Annotated in this window: 17 protein-coding genes and 1 tRNA gene; 12 read left to right on the top strand and 6 right to left on the bottom strand. The window is 61.1% G+C overall.

The window, feature by feature from the left end; genetic code table 11:
* Positions 1-25: 25 nt before the first annotated feature.
* On the top strand, positions 26-2,191 hold the full coding sequence (locus tag KI617_RS02440) for a PhoX family protein (RefSeq protein ID WP_226450286.1): 2,166 nt from the start codon (positions 26-28) through the stop codon (positions 2,189-2,191).
* A 61-nt stretch (positions 2,192-2,252) separates the two neighbouring features.
* Positions 2,253-2,915, top strand: coding sequence for a PEP-CTERM sorting domain-containing protein (locus KI617_RS02445; protein WP_226450288.1), 663 nt, complete (start codon positions 2,253-2,255; stop codon positions 2,913-2,915).
* Positions 2,916-3,011: 96 nt separating this feature from the next.
* Here KI617_RS02445 and lpdA read toward each other — a convergent pair whose 3' ends face one another.
* The 5 genes from lpdA to KI617_RS02470 form a co-directional block, all read right to left on the bottom strand.
* On the bottom strand, positions 3,012-4,802 hold the full coding sequence (lpdA, locus tag KI617_RS02450) for a dihydrolipoyl dehydrogenase (RefSeq protein ID WP_226450290.1): 1,791 nt from the start codon (positions 4,800-4,802) through the stop codon (positions 3,012-3,014).
* 18 nt (positions 4,803-4,820) lie between these two features.
* Entirely contained in the window at positions 4,821-6,455 is a 1,635-nt protein-coding gene (gene aceF / locus KI617_RS02455) for a dihydrolipoyllysine-residue acetyltransferase (RefSeq protein ID WP_226450292.1), read from the bottom strand.
* 15 nt (positions 6,456-6,470) lie between these two features.
* Positions 6,471-9,155, bottom strand: a complete 2,685-nt coding sequence (aceE, locus tag KI617_RS02460; protein WP_226450294.1) for a pyruvate dehydrogenase (acetyl-transferring), homodimeric type — start codon at positions 9,153-9,155, stop codon at positions 6,471-6,473.
* A 240-nt stretch (positions 9,156-9,395) separates the two neighbouring features.
* Positions 9,396-9,692 (bottom strand): hypothetical protein, encoded by a 297-nt coding sequence (locus KI617_RS02465; protein ID WP_226450296.1) that lies wholly within the window; start codon positions 9,690-9,692, stop codon positions 9,396-9,398.
* A gap of 2 nt (positions 9,693-9,694) precedes the next feature.
* The gene (locus tag KI617_RS02470) at positions 9,695-10,294 is read right to left on the bottom strand and encodes a cytochrome c oxidase subunit 3 family protein (RefSeq protein WP_226451830.1); all 600 of its coding nucleotides are present in this window, start codon (positions 10,292-10,294) and stop codon (positions 9,695-9,697) included.
* Positions 10,295-10,480: 186 nt separating this feature from the next.
* Between KI617_RS02470 and KI617_RS02475 the strand changes: the two genes are divergently transcribed.
* From KI617_RS02475 to KI617_RS02505, 7 genes are all read left to right on the top strand, one after another.
* Positions 10,481-12,355, top strand: coding sequence for a thiamine pyrophosphate-dependent enzyme (locus tag KI617_RS02475; protein ID WP_226450297.1), 1,875 nt, complete (start codon positions 10,481-10,483; stop codon positions 12,353-12,355).
* On the top strand, positions 12,352-12,963 hold the full coding sequence (locus KI617_RS02480) for an indolepyruvate oxidoreductase subunit beta (protein WP_226450299.1): 612 nt from the start codon (positions 12,352-12,354) through the stop codon (positions 12,961-12,963). The genes KI617_RS02475 and KI617_RS02480 overlap by 4 nt, the downstream gene beginning before the upstream one ends.
* Before the next feature lie 84 nt (positions 12,964-13,047).
* Positions 13,048-13,902, top strand: coding sequence for a bifunctional methylenetetrahydrofolate dehydrogenase/methenyltetrahydrofolate cyclohydrolase FolD (gene folD, locus KI617_RS02485; RefSeq protein ID WP_226450301.1), 855 nt, complete (start codon positions 13,048-13,050; stop codon positions 13,900-13,902).
* Positions 13,899-14,399, top strand: coding sequence for a 5-(carboxyamino)imidazole ribonucleotide mutase (gene purE / locus KI617_RS02490; RefSeq protein ID WP_226450303.1), 501 nt, complete (start codon positions 13,899-13,901; stop codon positions 14,397-14,399). The genes folD and purE overlap by 4 nt, the downstream gene beginning before the upstream one ends.
* 4 nt (positions 14,400-14,403) lie before the next feature.
* Positions 14,404-14,946, top strand: a complete 543-nt coding sequence (locus KI617_RS02495; protein ID WP_226450305.1) for an ORF6N domain-containing protein — start codon at positions 14,404-14,406, stop codon at positions 14,944-14,946.
* Positions 14,943-16,085, top strand: coding sequence for a 5-(carboxyamino)imidazole ribonucleotide synthase (locus KI617_RS02500; protein WP_226450307.1), 1,143 nt, complete (start codon positions 14,943-14,945; stop codon positions 16,083-16,085). Before KI617_RS02495 ends, KI617_RS02500 begins: the two co-directional genes overlap by 4 nt.
* Positions 16,082-17,077 carry an L-threonylcarbamoyladenylate synthase gene (locus tag KI617_RS02505; RefSeq protein WP_226450309.1) on the top strand — a complete coding sequence of 332 codons (996 nt, stop codon included), beginning with the start codon at positions 16,082-16,084 and terminating at the stop codon, positions 17,075-17,077. Before KI617_RS02500 ends, KI617_RS02505 begins: the two co-directional genes overlap by 4 nt.
* Here the strand turns inward: KI617_RS02505 and KI617_RS02510 are convergent.
* A complete protein-coding gene (locus KI617_RS02510; protein ID WP_226450311.1) occupies positions 17,074-17,409 on the bottom strand; it encodes a 4a-hydroxytetrahydrobiopterin dehydratase in 336 nt (111 codons plus the stop codon). The two genes, KI617_RS02505 and KI617_RS02510, sit on opposite strands and share 4 nt — an antisense overlap.
* Positions 17,410-17,524: 115 nt before the next feature.
* On the opposite strand from KI617_RS02510, the gene KI617_RS02515 reads away from it, so the two are divergent.
* The 3 genes from KI617_RS02515 (at position 17,525) to KI617_RS02525 (ending at position 20,518) form a co-directional block, all read left to right on the top strand.
* Positions 17,525-17,599, top strand: a tRNA-Ala gene (locus KI617_RS02515).
* A 197-nt stretch (positions 17,600-17,796) separates the two neighbouring features.
* Complete coding sequence (locus KI617_RS02520) at positions 17,797-18,381, top strand: CBS domain-containing protein (RefSeq protein WP_226450313.1); 585 nt, start codon at positions 17,797-17,799, stop codon at positions 18,379-18,381.
* A gap of 136 nt (positions 18,382-18,517) precedes the next feature.
* Positions 18,518-20,518, top strand: a complete 2,001-nt coding sequence (locus tag KI617_RS02525) for an acyl CoA:acetate/3-ketoacid CoA transferase (RefSeq protein ID WP_226450314.1) — start codon at positions 18,518-18,520, stop codon at positions 20,516-20,518.
* The last annotated feature ends 73 nt before the right edge of the window (positions 20,519-20,591 follow it).

Raw genomic sequence — 20,591 nt, forward strand, 5'->3', positions numbered from 1 at the left:
GAGTCACAATTTTGAGAGGAATGTCATGAAAGGCATCAAACACCCCAAGAACGACCTGACGATCAACCCGTCAGGCAATGATTCCATTTTCGACGTGATTGGTCGCGTCGAGGTGAGCCGCCGTCGCTTCATTCAAGGTAGTGCCAGCGCCAGCATGCTGGCTGCTGCTGGTGGTCTGACCCTGTCCGGTATTGTCGGTACCGTTGAGGCCGCTGTGGCCGCTCCGGTGGTCGGCATCGGTTTTACCGGCGTTCCGGCCAGTTTGGCACCCGTGGCCGACGTGGTAACGGTTCCCGCCGGCTATACCGCCAAGGCGCTGGTTGCCTGGGGTGACCCGATCATGGCCGGCGGCGTTGCCTACAAGGCCGACGCGACCAACACCGCAGCCGAGCAGGCCAAGCAGTACGGCATGCACACCGACGGCATGCACTTCTTCCCCTTCCCGAGCCGTGGCCAGGTGCTCAACGATCGCGGCATCCTCTGCGCCAACAACGAATACACCCACGAAGAAATTCTCTTCCCGGATGGTCAGGTCGGTACCGGCTACACCATCGAGAAGTGCCGCAAGTCGCAAGCTGCTCACGGTGTTTCCATCCTCGAAGTGCGTCGCATCAACGGCAAGTGGAATGTCGTGCCATCTTCGATCTATGGTCGTCGCCTGACCGCCAACACGCCGATGCGCGTTTCCGGCCCGGCCGCCGGCCACGCCCTGATGAAGGCCAACGAGTACACCATCAGCCCGAGCGGCTCGGTTGCCACCGGTAACACGACCGACGGCTACACTGCCAACGGCACCATCAACAACTGCGCCAACGGCATTACCCCCTGGGGCACCTACCTGACCTGCGAAGAAAACTGGAACGGCAACTTCGGTGCCAACGCCGCCCTGCCGGCCGTTACCACGGAAGCTGGCAAGCTCTACAACCGCTATGGCGTGGTTGCCGCCGGCTTCGGTTATCGCTGGCACACCGTTGATCCGCGCTTCGACCTGGCGGTTAACCCGAACGAGAGCAACCTGTTCGGCTGGGTCGTCGAAGTCGATCCGATGGATCCCACCAGCAAACCGGTCAAGCGCACCGCCCTGGGCCGTTTCAAGCACGAGAGCGCCCAGTACGTGGTCGACAGCGCCAACAATATCGCCTTCTATCTGGGTGACGACGAGCGCAATGAATACATCTACAAGTTTGTCTGTGCCGGCAAATACAACCCGACCAACCGCGCCGCCAATCGCGATCTGCTCGACAGCGGCACCCTGTACGTCGCCCGCTTCGATGCCGACCTGACCGGCACCTGGTTGCCGCTGACTCCGGACAGCATGGGCCTGAACGGCGTTGCTCTGCGTGACAACCCGAATTTTGTTGGTGCCAATGACGACGAAGTGATGGCCAAGATCCTGATCAAGACCCGCATGGCTGCTGACGCTGTTGGCGCCACCATGATGGATCGTCCGGAATGGACCGGCGCCCGTCCGCGCATTAATGGCTACGACGAAATCGAGGTCTACTGCACGCTGACCAACAACAATCGCCGCGGCAGCGCCGCTACGCCGAGCTCCAACAATGCCAACGGCTCGACCACGGCTGCTTCTGCACGCCCGGCGGTCGATGCCGCCAATCCGTACGCGGACAACATCTACGGCCACATCATCCGCTGGCGTGAAGACGGCAAGACGGTTCTCGCTACCGAGTTCGGCTGGGACATCTTTGCCCAGTGCGGCGATACCGCGACCACCAAAGCCGCCAAGTCGACCAACGACTACAAGGGCAACATCGAAGATACGCCGGATGGCTCGGCTGATATCGGTGCGCCGGACGGCCTGTGGTTCGACTGGTTCGGCCGCCTCTGGGTGCAAACCGATCAGGTCGGCGATGCTTCCGGCGACTGGCTCCATATCGGTGCCAACAGCCTGTCCTGTGTCGATCCGGTGACCAAGGAATTCCGCCGCTTCCTGACTGGTCCGAACAAGTGCGAAGTCACCGGCATCACCATGTCGCCGGATGGCAAGACCCTGTTTGTCGGTGTCCAGCACCCTGGTGAAGATGCGACAGCCGCCAACCCGACCCAGTACTCCAACTGGCCGGCCAGCCAGTGGGCGACCCGCGCCGACGGTGTCACAGCCCTCCCGGGCGGCCGTCCGCGCAGCAGCGTCGTGGTCATTACCAAGGACGATGGCGGCATCATCGGCGCCTGATAGACGTGAGACTCTCCCGGCAGAATGCCGGGAGTTAGCGAAACAACGAAAGGAATTCGACATGAACAAAATCAACCTGATCGCCGGCTTGTTGCTGGCAGTCACCGCTGCCGGCGCCAACGCTGCCGGTACCATCAACAGCCTGGCTGATGTTCCTGCTAGCAGCGTGGTTCTGAACTTTGAAAACGAAGATGGTCACGTCTTCGCTTCCGGTGCCAGCTACAGTTTCGGCGGTGCTTCGTTCGTTGCCGACCAGCAGATTACTGTTGGCCAGTCTGTCTTCGACCTTGGTGAAAACGGCCTGTGGGGTGGTAACGGCAACCACTTCCTGTCCTTTGACAACGTTGGCGCCATGACCTTGGACGTCAGCTTCAATGGCCTCAAGACGAAAGGCTTCGCCTTCGATTTCAGCGCCTGGCAGGAGTTGGGTTCAACAACCCCTGCTACGATCAGCGTCAGCTACTTCGATGCTGCCAATAGTCTGATTGGCACGCACAGCGAGACAATTTCGCCAAGCCTGGGTTGGGAAAACTACAACCTGTCCCTGAGCACCGGCTACGTCAGCGACAGCGCCAACATCGCTCGTGTCAGCATCACCGGTGACGGCGTCGTACTCGACAACCTGACCTTTACCCAAGCTGTTCCAGAGCCGGAAAGCTACGCCATGCTGCTGGCTGGCCTCGGCCTGATGGGCGTCGTTGCTCGCCGCCGTCAGCGCAGGTAAAGACCGCACAAGGCAGCGGGGGCAACCCTCGCTGAAACGAGAAGGGCCGGAATTTTCCGGCCCTTCTTATTGGTGCTCGCTACCAGTCGGTTCGACTTATTTTTTGCGCGGTGCCGGTACGTCGGTACAGGTGCCGTGCGCCACTTCGGCCGCCATGCCCACAGTTTCACCGAGTGTCGGGTGCGGGTGGATGGTCTTGCCGATATCGACTGAATCGCAGCCCATTTCGATGGCCAGACAAACTTCGCCGATCATGTCGCCGGCGTTCGGGCCGACAATCGCCCCGCCGATGACGCGATGCGTTTCGGCATCGAAGATCAGCTTGGTGAAACCGTAATCGGCACCGTTGGCGATGGCACGACCGGAAGCTGCCCACGGGAATTTGGCGGCTTCGATCTTGCGGCCTTCCTTCTTGGCCTGGTCTTCGGTGACGCCAACCCAGGCGACTTCCGGATGGGTATAGGCGACGCTCGGAATCACTGAGGCATCGAAGGCAGACTTCTGACCCGCCGCAACTTCCGTCGCGACGTGCGACTCATGCACGGCCTTGTGGGCGAGCATGGGCTGGCCGACGAGGTCGCCGATGGCGAAGATGTGCGGCACATTGGTCCGCATTTGGGCATCGACGTTGATGAAGCCACGGTCGGTCACGGCGACGCCAGCCTTGTCGGCACCGATCTTGTTACCATTCGGCGTGCGGCCGGCGGCTTGCAGGATCATGTCGTACTTGACCGGCTCGGGCGAGACACCTTCGCCTTCGAACTTGACGTAGAGACCGTCGTCCTTGGCTTCAACAGCTACCGTCTTGGTCTTCAGCATGATCTTGTCGAAACGCTTGGCGTTCTGTTTCTCCCAGACCTTGACGGCGTCGCGGTCGGGGCCTTGCATTAGGCCATCCATCATTTCGACGACATCGACCTTGGCGCCCAGGGTCGAGTAGACCGTGGCCATTTCCAGACCGATGATGCCGCCGCCGATGACCAGCATCTTCTCCGGCACGAAGCGCAGTTCGAGCGCCCCGGTCGAATCGACGATACGCGGGTCCTTCGGAATGAAGGGCAGGTGCATGGCGGCCGAGCCGGCGGCGATGATGCACTTCTGGAACTTGACGATCTTCTTGGCGCCGGTCTTGTCCTGACCCGTGCCGTCGGTCACTTCGACTTCGATGTGATGCGGGTCGAGGAAGGTGCCGACACCGCGCACGATCTCTACCTTGCGGCCCTTGGCCATGCCGGCCAGACCGCCGGTCAGCTTGCCGACGACCTTGTCCTTGTGGGCTCGCAGCTTGTCGATATCGACGGTCGGTGCAGCAAAGGTGACACCGAGATCATTGGCGTGCTCGGCTTCTTCCATGACCGCTGCGACGTGCAGCAGCGCCTTGGACGGAATGCAGCCGACGTTGAGGCAGACGCCGCCGAGAGTGGCGTAGCGCTCGACGATGACCGTCTTCATGCCGAGGTCGGCCGAGCGGAACGCGGCGGAATAGCCGCCGGGGCCGGCGCCGAGGACGAGCATTTCGCACTCGATGTCGGCACCGCCGGCATGGCTGCCGGCGACCGGAGCGACCACCGGGGCAGCCGGAGCTGGAGCAACGGCAGCCCCCTCTCCCCGGCCCTCTCCCGCGAGGGGAGAGGGAGTGGATGCCGCAGCACCGGACTCGACCTTGATCAGCAGCGAGCCTTCGGCCACCTTGGCACCGAGCTGAACGAGCACTTCCTTGACCACGCCAGCGACCGGCGACGGTACATCCATCGTCGCCTTGTCCGATTCCAGCGTGCAGATTGCGTCATCTACCTTGATGCTGTCGCCAACCTTGACGAACAGGTCGATGATCGGCACTTCGGCGAAATCGCCGATATCCGGGACTTTGACTTCTACGAGACTCATGATGATCTCCTTCCCGGGTTACAGCGCGACGCGACGGAAGTCGGCCAGCAGCTGGGCGATATAGACATTGAAGCGGGTCGCCAGCGCACCGTCGATGACGCGATGGTCGGCGGTCAGCGACAGGGGCAGGACAAGGCGCGGCACGAATTGCTTGCCGTCCCAGACCGGCTTCATCGCCGACTTGTTGACGCCGAGGATGGCGACTTCCGGTGCATTGACGATCGGCGCGAAGTAGGTGCCGCCGATGCCACCCAGGCTGGAAATCGTGAAGCACGCGCCGGACATGTCGGCTGGCTTGAGCTTGCCGTCACGGGCTTGCTTGGCCAGATCGCCGGATTCCTGCGCCAGTTCGAAGACCGACTTCTTGTCGACATTCTTGACGACCGGGACGACCAGACCATTCGGCGTGTCAGCCGCAAAGCCGATGTTGAAATACTTCTTCATCACCAGATTGTCGCCATCGAGCGAGGAATTGAATTCCGGGAACTTCTGCAGACCCTTGACGCAAGCCTTCATGAGGAAAGCCAGCATGGTCAGCTTGGCGCCGCCGCCCTTTTCGTTTTCCTTGTTGAGCAGCACGCGGAAGGCTTCGATGTCGGTGATGTCGGCGTCTTCGTGATACGTCACGGCCGGGATCATGACCCAGTTGCGCGACAGGTTCTGGCCGGAAATCTTCTTGATACGCGACAGCGGCTTGACCTCGATCTCGCCGAACTTGGCGAAATCAACCTTCGGCCACGGCAGCAGATCGAGACCGCCGCCGAGGCTGGCGCCGGCGGCGGCAGCAGCCGGGCCGGCAACGGCGCCGGACATGACGCCCTTGACGTACTTGGTCAGGTCTTCCTTGACGATGCGGTTCTTCGGGCCGGTGGCCGGCACCTTGTTCAGGTCGACGCCGAGTTCGCGGGCATAGGCACGGACGGACGGCGAGGCGTGAACCTTGGCGCCCGCTGCTAGTGCCGGGGCCAGTGCAGCCGGTGCGGCAGCGACTGGCGCGGCGGCCGGAGCAGCAACCGGGGCTGCAGCGGCAGGTGCCGGGGCAGCCGATTGCAGTGCGGCGGCCGGAGCCGAGGCGCCGGTTTCAACCTTGATCAGAACCGTGCCTTCGCCCACTTTGGAACCGAGCTGGACCAGAACTTCCTTGACCGTACCCGCCACGGTGGACGGAACATCCATCGTCGCCTTGTCGGATTCCAGCGTGGCAATGGCGTCGTCAACCTTGATGCTGTCGCCGACCTTGACGTAGAGCTCGATGACCGGAACTTCGGCGAAGTCGCCGATATCGGGCACCTTGACTTCAACCACACCACCGCCAGCAGCAGGCGCTGCGGCAACCGGGGCAGCAGCAGGGGCCGGCGCCGGCGCAGCAGCTTGCGCGGCCGGAGCGGCAGCAGGAGCTGCAACTGCGGCACCACCCGATTCAACCTTGATCAGCACGCTACCTTCGCCCACCTTGGAGCCGAGCTGGACCAGCACTTCCTTGACCACGCCTTCAACGGTGGAAGGCACATCCATCGTGGCCTTGTCAGATTCCAGAGTGGCAATGGCGTCGTCGATCTTGATGCTGTCGCCGACCTTGACGTACAACTCGATCACCGGCACTTCGGCGAAATCGCCGATATCGGGGACTTTGACTTCAATGATTTGGCTCATGTTGTCTCTCCCTGATTAAACCGACATCGGGTTGGGTTTGTTCGGGTCAAGGTTGTACTTGACCAGAGCGGCAGCAACAACTTCACGAGCGATCTCGCCGTTATCGGCCAGCGCCTTCAAGGCAGCCAGCGTCACCCAGTGACGATCGACTTCGAAGAAATGACGCAGCTTTTCGCGGGTATCCGAACGGCCGAAACCATCAGTGCCGAGCGTGACGTACGGCGCCTTGACGAAGGGGCGAATCTGCTCGGAGAACAGCTTGATGTAGTCGGTCGAAGCGATGACCGGGCCCTTGGCGCCAGCCAGCTTCTGCTCGACGTGCGACAGCTTCGGCGCCTCAAGCGGATGCAGCAGGTTCCAGCGCTGGACGTCCTGACCGTTGCGGGCCAGTTCGTTCATGCTCGGGCAACCCCACAGGTCAGCCTCAACACCCCAGTCTGCCTTGAGCAGGTCGGCGGCAGCGATGACTTCGCGGAAGATGGTGCCGGAACCGAGCAGCTGAACGCGCGGGCCGGCCGATTCGCCACCCTTCTTGAACAGGTACATGCCCTTGATGATGTCGGCTTCGGCGCCGACCGGCATTTCCGGGTGCTCGTAATTCTCGTTCATTACCGTCAGGTAATAGAAGACGTCTTCCTGCTCCTGGAACATGCGGCGCATGCCGTCCTGCGTTACGACGGCGACTTCGTACTGGAAGGTCGGGTCGTAGGAAACGCAGTTCGGGATCAGGTTGGAGAGGATCAGGCTGTGGCCGTCTTCGTGCTGCAGGCCTTCGCCGTTCAGCGTCGTGCGACCGGCCGTGCCGCCGATCAGGAAGCCACGGGCGCGCTGGTCGCCAGCCGCCCAGCACAGGTCGAGGACGCGCTGCATGCCGAACATCGAGTAGCAGATGTAGAACGGAATGGTCTGGACGTTATGCACGGAATACGAAGTGGCGGCGGCGATCCAGTCGCTCATGGCGCCGGCTTCATTGATGCCTTCCTGCAGCACCTGGCCAGTCTTCGATTCCTTGTAGAACATCAGCTGGTCATGGTCTTCCGGTACATAGTTCTGGCCTTGCTGGTTCCAGATGCCGACCGAGCGGAACATGCCTTCCATGCCGAAGGTGCGGGACTCATCCGGCACGATAGGCACAACGTTCTTGCCGACATTCTTGTCCTTCAACATCATGTTCATGATGCGGACGATGGCCATCGTCGTGGACAACTCACGGCCTTCGCCGGAGGCCTTCAGCAATGCAGCAAAAGTGTCGAGCGCCGGAATTTGCAGCGCATCGGCCTTGCGGCGGCGCGACGGCAGGAAACCGCCGAGGTCCATGCGACGCTGGCGCATGTACTTGTACTCTTCCGAATCTTCCGGGAAGGTCAGGTAGGGCAGTTCTTCCAGCTTGTCGTCGGCTACCGGCAGGTTGAAGCGGTCGCGGAAGCGGCCAATCTGCTCCTTGTCCATCTTCTTCTGCTGGTGCGAAATGTTCATTGCCTCGCCGGCCTGGCCCATGCCGAAGCCCTTGATGGTCTTGGCCAGGATCAGGGTCGGCGCGCCCTTGTGGGTAACGGCAGCGTTGTAGGCGGCGAAGATCTTGAAGATGTCGTGGCCGCCACGATTCAGTTGCCAAACCTGATCATCGGTCCAGTCGGCAACCAGTTCCTTCAGTTCCGGCGTGTTGAAGAAATGCTCACGGACGTAGGCGCCGTTCTTGGCCTTGAAGGTCTGATACTCACCATCGCACAGTTCCATCATGCGTTTCTTCATGATGCCCTTCTTGTCGCGCTGGAACAGGGCATCCCACTGGGTGCCCCAGATCAGCTTGATGACGTTCCAGCCGGAACCGCGGAATTCGGATTCCAGTTCCTGGATGATCTTGCCGTTGCCGCGTACCGGGCCATCAAGGCGCTGCAGGTTGCAGTTGATGACGAAGATCAGGTTGTCCAGCTTTTCGCGGCCAGCCATGCCGATGGCGCCGAGCGATTCGACTTCGTCGGTCTCGCCGTCGCCGAGGAAAGCCCAGACCTTGCGCTGTTCAGCTTTGGCGGCATCGATCAGGCCACGCGAGGCGAGATACTTCATGAAGCGGGCCTGATAAATGGCCTGGATCGGGCCGAGACCCATGGAAACGGTCGGGAATTGCCAGAAGTCCGGCATCAGCCACGGGTGCGGGTAGGAGGAAATGCCCTTGCCGTCGGTTTCCTGACGGAAGTTGTCCATCTGCTGTTCGGTCAGGCGGCCGAGCATGAAAGCGCGCGAATAGACGCCCGGCACCGAGTGGCCCTGGAAGAAGATCAGATCGCCGCCGGTGTCGTGGTCGAGGCTCTTCCAGAAATGCGAGAAACCGACGTCGTAAAGCGCGGCGGCCGAAGCGAAGGAGGCAATGTGGCCGCCGACGTTGGTGTCCTTGTTGGCACGCACGACCATGGCCATGGCGTTCCAGCGAATGTAGCTGTGAATCTTGATTTCCATGTCCGCGTTGCCCGGGTACTTGGGCTGACGGTCGGCCGGAATGGTGTTGATGTATTCGGTGTTGGCCGAGTAAGGCAGATCTATCCCGTCTTCGCGGGCCTGGCCGATCAGTTTTTCAATCAGGAAATGGGCGCGATCGGCGCCTTCCTGCGTAATGACGCCATCGAGGGCATCGGTCCATTCTTTGGTTTCCTGCGGATCTACGTCAGCGGGGTCAGGCAAGGCATTCGGTTGTTCGGCCATGGTTTGTCTCCTAGGTTGCATTTCATTCTGTTTTGCCTGTTGAGCAAAACAACTTTAGCTCGTTACGAGTCGGTTCGCGAGCCCGTGTTTTCCCTAATCATCGTTCCGCATTGTAAAAACAAAATTCACATCGTGCAATATGGCCGAGCGTATGCATCGAGCTTATTTGCGAAATTTTTGAGGGGGGCAGGGCCGTGCTTGCAGCGGCGTGTTAACGCCGCGGTTTGCGGGACGGGAAACCTAGAGCGTAGCCCAGCGGGCCAGCGTGCTGCCGTAGAAAGCGGTGGCAAGCAGGGCGAGCGGCGAAATGGCGATGAAGACCTTCAGCACCCGCTTGATAAACGGGTGAGCGACCTGCGACTCGATGAAACAGCGGGCGACCAGCGCGCCCTTGATCCAGATGATGGCCGCCACCAGCAGCGGCAGCAGACTGATGTCCCGGAACCACTCGCTAAGCCCCAGGCTGGCCAGGGTCAGGGCCACGAGGGCCAGCCAGGCGGCGGTCAGTTGGCGGAAATGATCGGTTTTCGTATCCATGTTCAGGCCAGTACGTAGAACAGCGGGAAGATGATCAGCCAGATGATGTCGGTGGCGTGCCAGTAACTGGCCAGCGCTTCGAGGCCAGCGTAGTCCTTGGATGAATAGCCATGGAAAACCAGGCGGGCCATAACCCACAGAATGCCCAGGATGCCCCAGGTGGCATGGACCAGGTGGGTGAAGGTCAGGTAGTAATAGACCGTGAAGAAAATTCCCGACTCGCCATTGATGCCCTGGGCCAGGTTCCAGTTGATTTCCAGTGCCTTGGTCAGCGGGTAGCCAAGGGCAATGATCAGCCCGGCCACCAGCCAGATGACGGCGGCGCGATGCTTGTCCTGACGGATGGCATTGACCGAGCAGGCAATGAAGTAGCTGCTGGTGATCATCAGCAGGGTGATGGTCGTGCCCGCCACGACTGAAAGCCTTTGCGCCCCTTCGTGAAAGGCATCGGGAAAGTGGGCGCGGGCGATGAAATAAACCGCGAAGAGAACGAGGAACTCGACGAACTCGCAGGTAATGCCGGCCCAGATGCCCTTGTTGCCGGGCACGCGGCGGGTGCTGTCTTCCGGCGGGGTCAGTTCGTCGATGGTGGCGGCGGTCATTTTTCGGCCATGCGTAGGATGGCTTTCATTGTTTCGTTCCATGGCGCGGCGGGCATTGATGTTCATCAACGGAACGAGGGCATGTGACACGAAACAAAAAGATTCGATCACTTGCTTTGTATCAAATGGTCAAAAAATCACCTTTCTATAATCATGGGTTTCGCATTGCGCTTTCGAGGAGTCGATATGGCGGCAGTCATGCCTGCACCGGCAGCAAGCCGGGTTCTGATGTCTGGTAACGAAGCGGTCGCCCGCGCGGTCTGGGAGTCCGGCGTCAAGGTGGCTGCGGCCTATCCCGGTACGCCGTCAACTGAAATGCTCGAAGTGATCTCGACCTATCCGGATCTCTATGCCGAGTGGTCGGTCAATGAGAAGGTCTCGCTGGAAGTCGCCATCGGCGCCGCCTATGCCGGCTCGCGTTCGTTCTGCTGCATGAAGCATGTCGGCATGAACGTCGCCTCCGATGCGCTGATGACCCTGACCTTGACCGGCGTGGTCGGTGGCCTGGTCATCGCCATCGCCGACGACGTCGGCTTGTCTTCCTCGCAGAACGAGCAGGATTCCCGCTACTGGGGCCGCTTCGCGCATGTGCCAGTGTTCGAGCCGGCCGATTCGCAGGAAGCCTACGAGATGACCAAGCTCGCCTACGAGCTGTCCGAAAAATTCCAGGTTCCGGTCATCCTGCGCATGACGACGCGGATCAACCACGTCAAATCGCTGGTCGTCGTTGGCGAACGTGTCGAGTTCAACGGTGCCGGCTTCAAGAAAGAGCCGTCCCGCTTCGTGATGGTGCCGGGCAACGCCGGCAAGCGCATTCCGTTGATGTTCAAGCGCGATATCGAATTGCGCGCCGAGGCTGAAAAGTCGGCCCTGAACTTCATCGAGCCGGGTTCCGACAAGCGCGTCGGTTTCATCACCTCCGGTCCCGCCTACATGCACGTCAAGGAATCCTTCCCCAACGCGCCGGTCCTCAAGCTCGGCTTCTCCTGCCCGGTGCCGTTCGAGAAATGCCGTGAACTGGTGGCTCTGGTCGATCAGGTGGTAATCGTTGAGGAAGTCGAGCCGCTGATCGAAACCGAACTGAAGGCCCAGGGCCTGAAGGTCATCGGCAAGGAAATCCTGCCGCTGCAGGGCGAGTTGTCGCCCAACGTACTGAAGCCGGCCATCGCCAAATTGCTCGGCGAACCGGTGCCGGTGATGGACTCCGTGGTCCCGATGAAGGTTTTCCCCCGGCCGCCGACCATGTGCGTGGCCTGCCCGCACCTCGGCGTCTATTACACGCTGTCGCAGGTCCGTAACCTCAATATCTCCGGCGACATCGGCTGCTACACGCTGGGCGCCGGCCACCCCTGGAATGCGCTCGATACCTGCGTTTCGATGGGCGCCTCGATGGGCGTTGCCCTCGGTATGGACAAGGGTCGTGGCGAAGCCGACAAGGACAAGCGTGTCGTTGCCGTGATCGGCGATTCGACCTTCCTGCATATGGGCATGCAAGGCCTGCTCGACATGGTCTATAACAAGGGCAACGTCACCGTACTGCTGCTCGATAACCGGGCGGTCGGCATGACCGGGGGGCAGGACAACCCGGGCAATGGCCGCGACATCTACGGCGACGATTCGCCGCGGGTCGATTTCGCCAAGCTGGTTTCGGCGCTCGGGGTCAAGGAGGAGCGCATCCATGTCGTCAATCCGTATGAGCTGCCGGTGCTGTTCAAGACCATCCGCGACGAAGTGAAGGTGCAGGATGTCTCGGTGATCATCACCGACCAGCCCTGTGTGCTGATCAAGGACTACCACAAGCTGAAGCCCTTCGAGGTCATCGAGGACAAGTGCACCGGTTGCGGTAACTGTATCGACGTCGGCTGCCCGGCCATCCACGTCACGCGCCGTGGCAAGGAAGTGAAGCCGAACGGTCGCGAGGTCGATCTCGCCTTCGTCCGCATCGAAAGCTCGGTCTGTACCGGCTGCACCCTTTGCGTTCAGCCCTGTGCGCCGGGCGCCATCGTGCATTACGCCCCGGTCTCACCGATCCAGCTGGTCAAGAAGGGCTGTTCAGCATGAGCGAAAACACCAATATCCTCGTCGTCGGCATTGGCGGCCAGGGCGTCATGACGGCGACTGAAATCCTCGCCGAAGCAGCCATCGCCTTGGGGCACGACGCCAAGAAAACCGAAGTCGCCGGCATGGCGCAGCGCGGCGGGGTGGTTTCCTCGCACCTGCGTTTCGGCAAGAAAGTGCTGTCGCCGCAGATCACGCCGGGCACGGCCGACGTACTGCTCGGCTTTGAGTCAGCCGAGGCGATGCGCTGGCAGCATATGCTCAAGCCGGGCGGCATCACGTTGATGAATACCGCCAAACTGGTCCCGCCGGTCGTCGAACTGGGTCTGTTCGATTACCCGGACGACCCGCTGGCCGAGATCAGGAAGTGCGGCAACAAGGTCGTCGCCTTCGATGCCACCTCCATCGCTCAGGAGCTGGGCGACATCCGCCTTGGCAACACGGTCATGCTCGGCGCCATCGCCGACCATCTGCCGTTCGGTGCGGAAACCCTGCTCGACTGCGTGCTCAAGCGTTTCCAGCGCAAGGGCGAAAAACTGGTCGAACTGAACCGCCAGGCTTTCGAGGCCGGAAGAGCCGCTGTGGGCGCTGCCGAAGCAGCAATCGGCTGACTTCGGCCTGATTCTGGTAAAATTCGCGCCAAATCAAAGGGAAAGGCAGTCGCCTTTCCCGTTTTCTTTTTGTTGGATGCGACGATGACGGCACAAATTATCGATGGCAAGGCACTGGCAGAAGAGTTGCGCCAGAGCTTCAAATCCCGCGTGGAAGCGCTGACGGCCAAAGGCCACCGCCCTGGCCTGGTGGTTATTCTGGTCGGCGAAGACCCGGCTTCCCAGGTCTATGTGAAAAACAAGGTCAATGGCTGCCTGGCCATCGGCATGCATTCCGAAAAGATCACCTACGAAGCGACCGTCGATCAGGCCACCGTGCTGGACAAAATCGCCGAACTCAATGCCGACCCGAGCATCCACGGCATTCTGGTCCAGTTGCCGCTGCCCAGACATTTCGATGAAGAAGCCGTGCTCGAAGCGATTGCCGCTGAAAAGGACGTCGATGGCTTTCACGCTGAAAACGTTGGCGCCCTGGCCCAGGGCAACCCGCGTTTCATCCCCTGCACCCCGTACGGTGTGATGAAGATGTTCGAGAAGGGCAACGTCGACCTGACCGGCAAGGAAGCCGTGGTCATCGGCCGTTCCAACATTGTCGGCAAGCCGATGGCGCTGTTGCTGATCAATGCCGGGGCGACCGTCACCGTCTGCAATTCGCGCACCAAGGATCTGAAATTCCACACGAGCCGCGCCGACATCCTGGTCGCCGCCGTCGGCAAGCCGAAGTTCGTCACCGGTGACATGGTCAAACCGGGCGCCGTCGTCATTGACGTCGGCATCAACCGCCTGCCGGACGGCAAGCTGTGCGGCGACGTCGATTTCGCCAGTTGCCTCGAAGTGGCTGGCCAGATCACCCCGGTACCGGGCGGGGTCGGTCCGATGACCATCACCATGCTGCTCGCCAACACCATCGAAGCGGCTGAACGGAAAGCCGGACTATGACAGCGCACCACCAACCTCTCGTCGGTGTCGTCATGGGCTCCGATTCCGACTGGCCGACCATGCAGGCCGCTGCCGTGATCCTCAAGGACTTCGGCGTCCCGTTCGAAGCGCGTGTCGTTTCCGCCCATCGTACCCCCGACCTGCTGTTCGACTATGCCGCCATGGCCGGCGAGCGCGGCCTCAAGGCGATCATCGCCGGTGCTGGCGGCGCTGCCCATTTGCCGGGTATGCTGGCTGCCAAGACGACGGTGCCGGTGCTCGGTGTGCCGGTCCAGTCCAAGGCCCTGTCGGGTGTCGACTCCCTGCACTCCATCGTCCAGATGCCGAAGGGCATCCCGGTCGCCACCTTTGCCATTGGTGAGGCCGGTGCGGCCAATGCCGCGCTGTTCGCCGTCGCCATGCTGGCCAACGAGAACCCGGCATTGAACGAGAAACTGCAGGCCTTCCGCCAGAACCAGACCGAGAAGGTCCTGGCCATGAAGTTGCCGGAAGTGTGATTCAGTGAGCGAGTTGCCTGTTCGCTTCGATGGTGACGCTCTGCAGCAGCGCATTCTGGTGCTGCGCGGCGAGCGCGTGATGGTCGACAGCGATCTCGCTGAGCTTTACGGCGTGACTACCAAGCGCTTCAATGAACAGGTGAAGCGTAACCTTGAGCGGTTTCCGGTTGATTTCATGTTTCAGCTGACCGCAGAAGAGAAAGCCGAGGTGGTCGCAAAATGCGACCACCTCGCCAGGCTCAAATTTTCCCCGCACTTGCCGCGCGTCTTTACCGAGCACGGTGCGATCATGGCTGCCAGCGTATTGAACAGTCCGCGGGCGGTCGAAATGAGTGTATTTGTCGTGCGCGCTTTTGTCCGCTTGCGCCAGATGCTGGTTGAACATGTGGAGTTGGCCGCTCGCCTGGATGAACTGGAAGCGCGCGTTGCGCGCCACGACAACAGCTTGTCCACATTGATGGCAACCATCCGGCAGATGGCGACGCCACCTGCCACCCCCTCGCGCCAGATCGGCTTTGTCGTCGATCGACAGGAGAAAAAACAATGATTCTGCCGCCCGCCACGCTGGGCATGCTCGGTGGCGGCCAGCTTGGCCGCTTCTTCGTTTCCGCTGCCCACGAGATGGGCTATCAGGTCTGGGTGCTTGACCCGGACAAGAACAGCCCGGCCGCCCAGCTCGCCGAGCGGCATTTCTGCGTGTCCTACGACGACTACGCCGCGCTCGACGAATTCGCAGCGGGATGCGCCGCGATCACCACCGAGTTCGAGAATGTGCCGGCCGATACGCTGGATTACCTCGCCAAATTTGTTCCGGTGCGTCCATCTGCCGCTGCCGTCGCTGTCTGCCAGAACCGCATTGCCGAAAAATCCTTTCTGCGCGACAACGGCCTGCCGCATGGCCCGTTTGCCGCGATTCGCTGCGAGGACGACATCAAGAACGCCGATGTTTCGCTGTTCCCGGCCATCCTGAAAGTGGCCCGCTTCGGCTATGACGGCAAGGGGCAGGCCACGGTCAATAGTCGTGAGGAAGCGTTGATTGCCTTCGGCCATTTCAAAGGCGAGCAATGCGTTCTCGAACAGCACCTGACGCTCGACTACGAAGTTTCCGTCGTGCTGGCTCGCGACGAGCATGGTCAGGTGCAGTGCTTCCCGACCGGTGAAAACCAGCACACCAAGGGCATTCTCGACGTTTCCATCGTGCCGGCGCGGACGACAGCTTGCGTCAGGAGCGATGCCGAAGACGTCGCCGCCCGCATTGCCGAAAAGCTCGGCTACATCGGCACCATGGGCGTCGAATTCTTCATCAGCCGCGGCCAGCTGATTGTCAATGAAATGGCGCCGCGCCCGCACAATAGCGGCCACTACACCATCGATGCCTGCGTCACCAACCAGTTCGAACAGCAGGTGCGTGCCCTGTGCGGCCTGCCGCTCGGTGAACCGCGGGCGCATTCGGCGTCGGTGATGGTCAATCTGCTCGGTGACCTCTGGTACGACGGCGACACCTATCGTGAACCTGACTGGGCCAAGCTCTACGCCATCCCGAATTTGAAGCTGCACCTCTACGGTAAACACCACGCCCGGCCGGGTCGCAAGATGGGCCACTTCACCGTGATTGGCGACAACGCCGAGGTGGTGCAGCAAGCCGCGCTGGCCGCCCGTGCCGCCATCGGCATCAAGGACGAATGACTCCGTCGGACGCCGATTATCAACGCGCGGTCGACTTGCTGCGCGCCGGCGAACTGGTCGCCATCCCGACCGAGACGGTCTATGGCCTGGGGGCGGATGCCGCCAATCCGGCCGCCGTCGCCAAGATTTTTGCCGCCAAGGGCCGCCCGGCCGATCATCCGCTGATCGTCCATCTGGCCGGCCATGATGCCGTCGATCATTGGGCTGAACAGGTGCCCGATGTGGCCTGGGAATTGATGGAAACCTTCTGGCCCGGCCCGCTGACCGTCATCCTGAAAAAGCAGGCCTGGGTGCCTGATGCCGTCACCGGCGGGCAGGACACCGTCGGTTTGCGCGTGCCCGGCCATCCGGTTGCGCTTGAATTGCTGCGCCGCTTTGCTGCAGCAAGCGGCGAACATGCCGGCATTGCCGCGCCGTCGGCCAACCGTTTCGGGCGGATCAGCCCGACGACGGCATCCCATGTCGCGGAAGAGCTCGGCGACGCGGTGCCGATGATTCTCGATGGTGGTCCGTGTGCGGTCGGCATCGAATCGACCATCGTCGATTGCTCGCGCGGCGAACCGGTCGTGCTGCGCCCCGGCCACATCTCGCCCTTGCATCTCGAAGCTATTGTCGGCCGCCGACCGGCCATCGAAACCGCCGTCGGCGCCCCCCGCGTTTCCGGTTCGCTGGAAGCCCATTACGCGCCCGTCACGCCACTGCGAATGGTGGCTGGCGAGCGCCTGCTCGATTTCATCAATGCCCAGCGTCATCGTGGCGGACGTTGCGGCGTGATCAGCCCCAACCAGCCGCCACAGGCCGGCATGCCGCACGCCTGGCGCCTGATGTCGGCCGACCCCGTCGGTTATGCCCACGATATCTATGCTGCCCTGCGCGACATGGATCATGCCGGCGTCGACCTGATCGTCGTCGAATCCCTGCCGGAAGGCGCCGAATGGACGGCGGTGGCTGATCGCCTGCGCCGCGCCGTCGCGGGTGCCGGTCAGGCTTAAAGCGCCAGCAGCTTTTCCAGCTTCGCCGCGCAGATGAAGTCGTTTTCGGACAGCCCGCCGATGGCGTGCGTCCAGTATTGAACGCGAACATCCTTGTAAGAAACCGTCAGTTCCGGGTGGTGATTTTCCCGGTGCGAGACCCAGGCAATCGCATTCACGAAGGCCATGGCTTCGTGATGATTGCGGAAGGTAAAAGTTTTCTCCAGTCGCTGATCAAGCAGACTCCAGCCGGATAGTGTTGAGAGCAGTTGGGCCGAGCGATCAGCATCAAGCGGCTGAATGCCGCCTTCACACGGTTCGCAATGCTTGCTGGCAATGTCGCAACTGCTCATGGTTTAGTCCTCCTTGTTGCGGGGCTACCTCGGTGAGAGGGAATTCGCTGGCCTTGGTTCCCGTTGCCGGTGGCTTTCATTCGTCTATTGGAGTGCGCTAGAATCATGGCACGTTGGGGGGGTAGCTCAGCTGGGAGAGCGCCGCGTTCGCAATGCGGAGGTCGGGAGTTCGATCCTCCTCCTCCCACCATCGAACTCATAAAAAGCCTGATTCTTCAGGCTTTTTTATTTGGTGCCCGGGTTAGGGATTTCCCTTGGGGTGCTTGTATTGCGGTGAGATTCGCCGAATACTTGGTCCGCGTCGGGGATGACCTGTGTCGTCTGGGTCAAGCCGACTCCACAGAGATGTTTTGCTTGCAGAACAATAACCGGTTGGAGGATCGAGACATGACTTTGGCTGCCAAAGTGCGTACGCACAAGATTTCCAAGAACGTTACCCTGAGTGCTTCCGGCTACAACCTGATTGGCCCGGATTCGCCGGCCATTGAGGCGATGACCGATTTTCTGAGAGTCAATGTTGTCGCCATTGGCCCCGATGCGTCCGTTGTTGCGGCCAATGCCCGGATGATTTCGCGCGGCGTGCGCCTGCTGATGGTGACCGATGGTGATGATCAGGTGGATGGCCTGATCACCGCCCGCGACATCCTCGGTGAAAAACCGCTGCAGGTCGCCCAGGCCCGTGGCTGCAAGCGGGATGAGCTGATGGTGGCGGACCTGATGACGCCGATCGGCCATGTCGACACCCTGTATCTGAATGAAGTGCTGCACGCCAGCACGGCTGACATCCTTGAGGCCCTGAAACATCTGGGGCGCCAGCATATCCTGGTCGAGGACGTTGATCCGGTCACCGGCTTGCCACGGGTACGCGGCCTGTTCTCGGCGACGCATATCGGCCGGTTGCTGGGTGTGCCGGTGCTCAGCTTTGAACTGGCGAGTACCTTTGCCGAGATCGAGGCGGCGCTGGTCAATTAGGCCGTTGTTTGCCGCCTGATACGGGTTTTCGGCGGCAGGGAAAACTGAATCCTCAGCCTCCTTCGTGAGGCTGGATTTTTTTCTGCTTTTGGCCAAGCATGCGTCATTGAACGCCAACCAAGTATCTGGAGTCTTCATGCCTGTCCCCGCTCATCCCATTGCTGCCTCGCTGCCGGGTTCCGATACCGGAAAGGTGGTTTCCGCCCGCAATGCGGTTCGGCTGATTCGCGATGGCGATACGGTGGCGACCGGCGGTTTTGTCGGCATCGGCTTTGCCGAAAATATCGCCGTGGCTTTGGAGCAGCGTTTCCTTGAAAGCCGGGAGGCCGACCTGCACGGTATCGGCTCACCGCGCAATCTGACGCTGGTTTACGCCGCCGGCCAGGGCGATGGCAAGGAGCGCGGCTTGAATCATCTTGGTCACGATGGGCTGGTCGCCAAGGTGATCGGCGGTCACTGGGGGCTGGTCCCGAAGCTGCAGGAACTGGCTGTCTCGAACCGTATCGAGGCCTACAACCTGCCGCAGGGAGTGATCACTCACTTGTTCCGCGATATCGCTGCCGGCAAGCCGGGGACGATCACCCGCGTCGGAATGGGCACTTTTGTCGATCCGCTGTTCGGTGGTGGCAAACTGAATGAAAAGACCACGCTGGATATCGTCCGCCGCATGGAAATCGACGGCGAGGACTACCTGTTCTACAAGGCCTTCCCGATTCACGTCGGCATCATTCGCGGCACGACGGCGGACCCGGATGGCAACATCACCATGGAGAAAGAGGCGCTGACGCTGGAAGCGCAGGCCATCGCCATGGCAGCACGCAATTCGGGCGGCATCGTCATCGCCCAGGTTGAGCGTATTGCCGAGCGCGGCACCCTGAATCCGCGGCAGGTGAAAATTCCTGGCATCCTGGTTGATTGCGTCGTGGTCGCCGAAAAGCCGGAGTACCACATGCAGACTTTCATTGAGCCTTACAGCCCGGCCTTTTCGGGCGAGATCAAGGTACCGATGTCGGCCATCCCGGCGATGGCCATGAGCGAGCGCAAGATCATCGCCCGTCGGGCGGCCATGGAGCTCAAGGCCAACGCCATCGTCAATCTCGGCATCGGGATGCCGGAAGGCGTCGCCAACGTGGCGGCTGAAGAACACATCATCGATCTGCTGACGCTGACCGCCGAACCGGGCGTCATCGGCGGTGTGCCGGCCGGCGGGCTGAATTTCGGTGCGGCGACCAACACCCAGGCGATCATCGATCAGCCCAGCCAGTTCGATTTCTATCAGGGCGGCGGGCTGGACATCGCTTTCCTCGGACTGGCCCAGGCCGACCAGCAGGGCAACCTCAATGTCTCCAAGTTCGGTCCGCGACTCGCCGGGTCGGGCGGCTTCATCGACATTTCGCAGAACGCCAAGAAGGTCGTTTTTGTCGGCACTTTTACGGCGGGCAATCTCGATGTGGTGCTCGATGCCGGCAAGCTGAAAATTCTTGAGGACGGCAAATCGGTCAAGTTCGTGGAGGAGGTCGAGCATCGCACCTTCAGCGGTCCGGAAGCAGCCCGGCGAGGCAAGGAAGTGATCTACATCACCGAGCGCTGTGTCTTCCGCCTGACCGCCAACGGCCTGCAATTGACCGAAATAGCCCCGGGGATCGATCTGCAGAGCGATATTCTCGACCACATGGCTTTCCGTCCGATCATCGACGGTGAACCGGCGCTGATGGACGAGCGCATTTTCCGCCCCGAGCCGATGGGGATTCGCCCGGAACTGCTGGAAGTGCCGCTGGCCGAGCGTCTCAGCCATGATGCCGCGCAAAACCTGTTCTTCCTTGATTTTTCCGGCCTGAATGTGCGCAGTGGCGATGACATCCGGCGCATCGAAGCAGCGGTGGAGGCAGCCTTGCAGCCGATCGGCCACAAGGTCAACGCCATCGTCAATTACGACCGCTTCAGCATTCTGCCCGAGCTGATCGACGACTACATCGCGATGGTCAAGGGCGTGGTTGAGCGCCATTACCACGATGTCACCCGCTATACCTCGAGCACTTTCCTGCGCATGAAGCTGGGCGAGGCGCTGGAAAAGCGGGATATCTCGCCCAAGCTCTTCGAGACGGCCGATCAGGCCCGAGGGGAGCTGGCGAGTTAGGAGGAAGCCCCGTTCGGGCCTCAATCTCCTCTGCTAACCGGGCGCTCACTACGGCAATGACATGACGGTTGAG

It is taken from the genome of Ferribacterium limneticum (genome assembly GCF_020510625.1).
GTDB lineage: Bacteria > Pseudomonadota > Gammaproteobacteria > Burkholderiales > Rhodocyclaceae > Azonexus > Azonexus limneticus_A.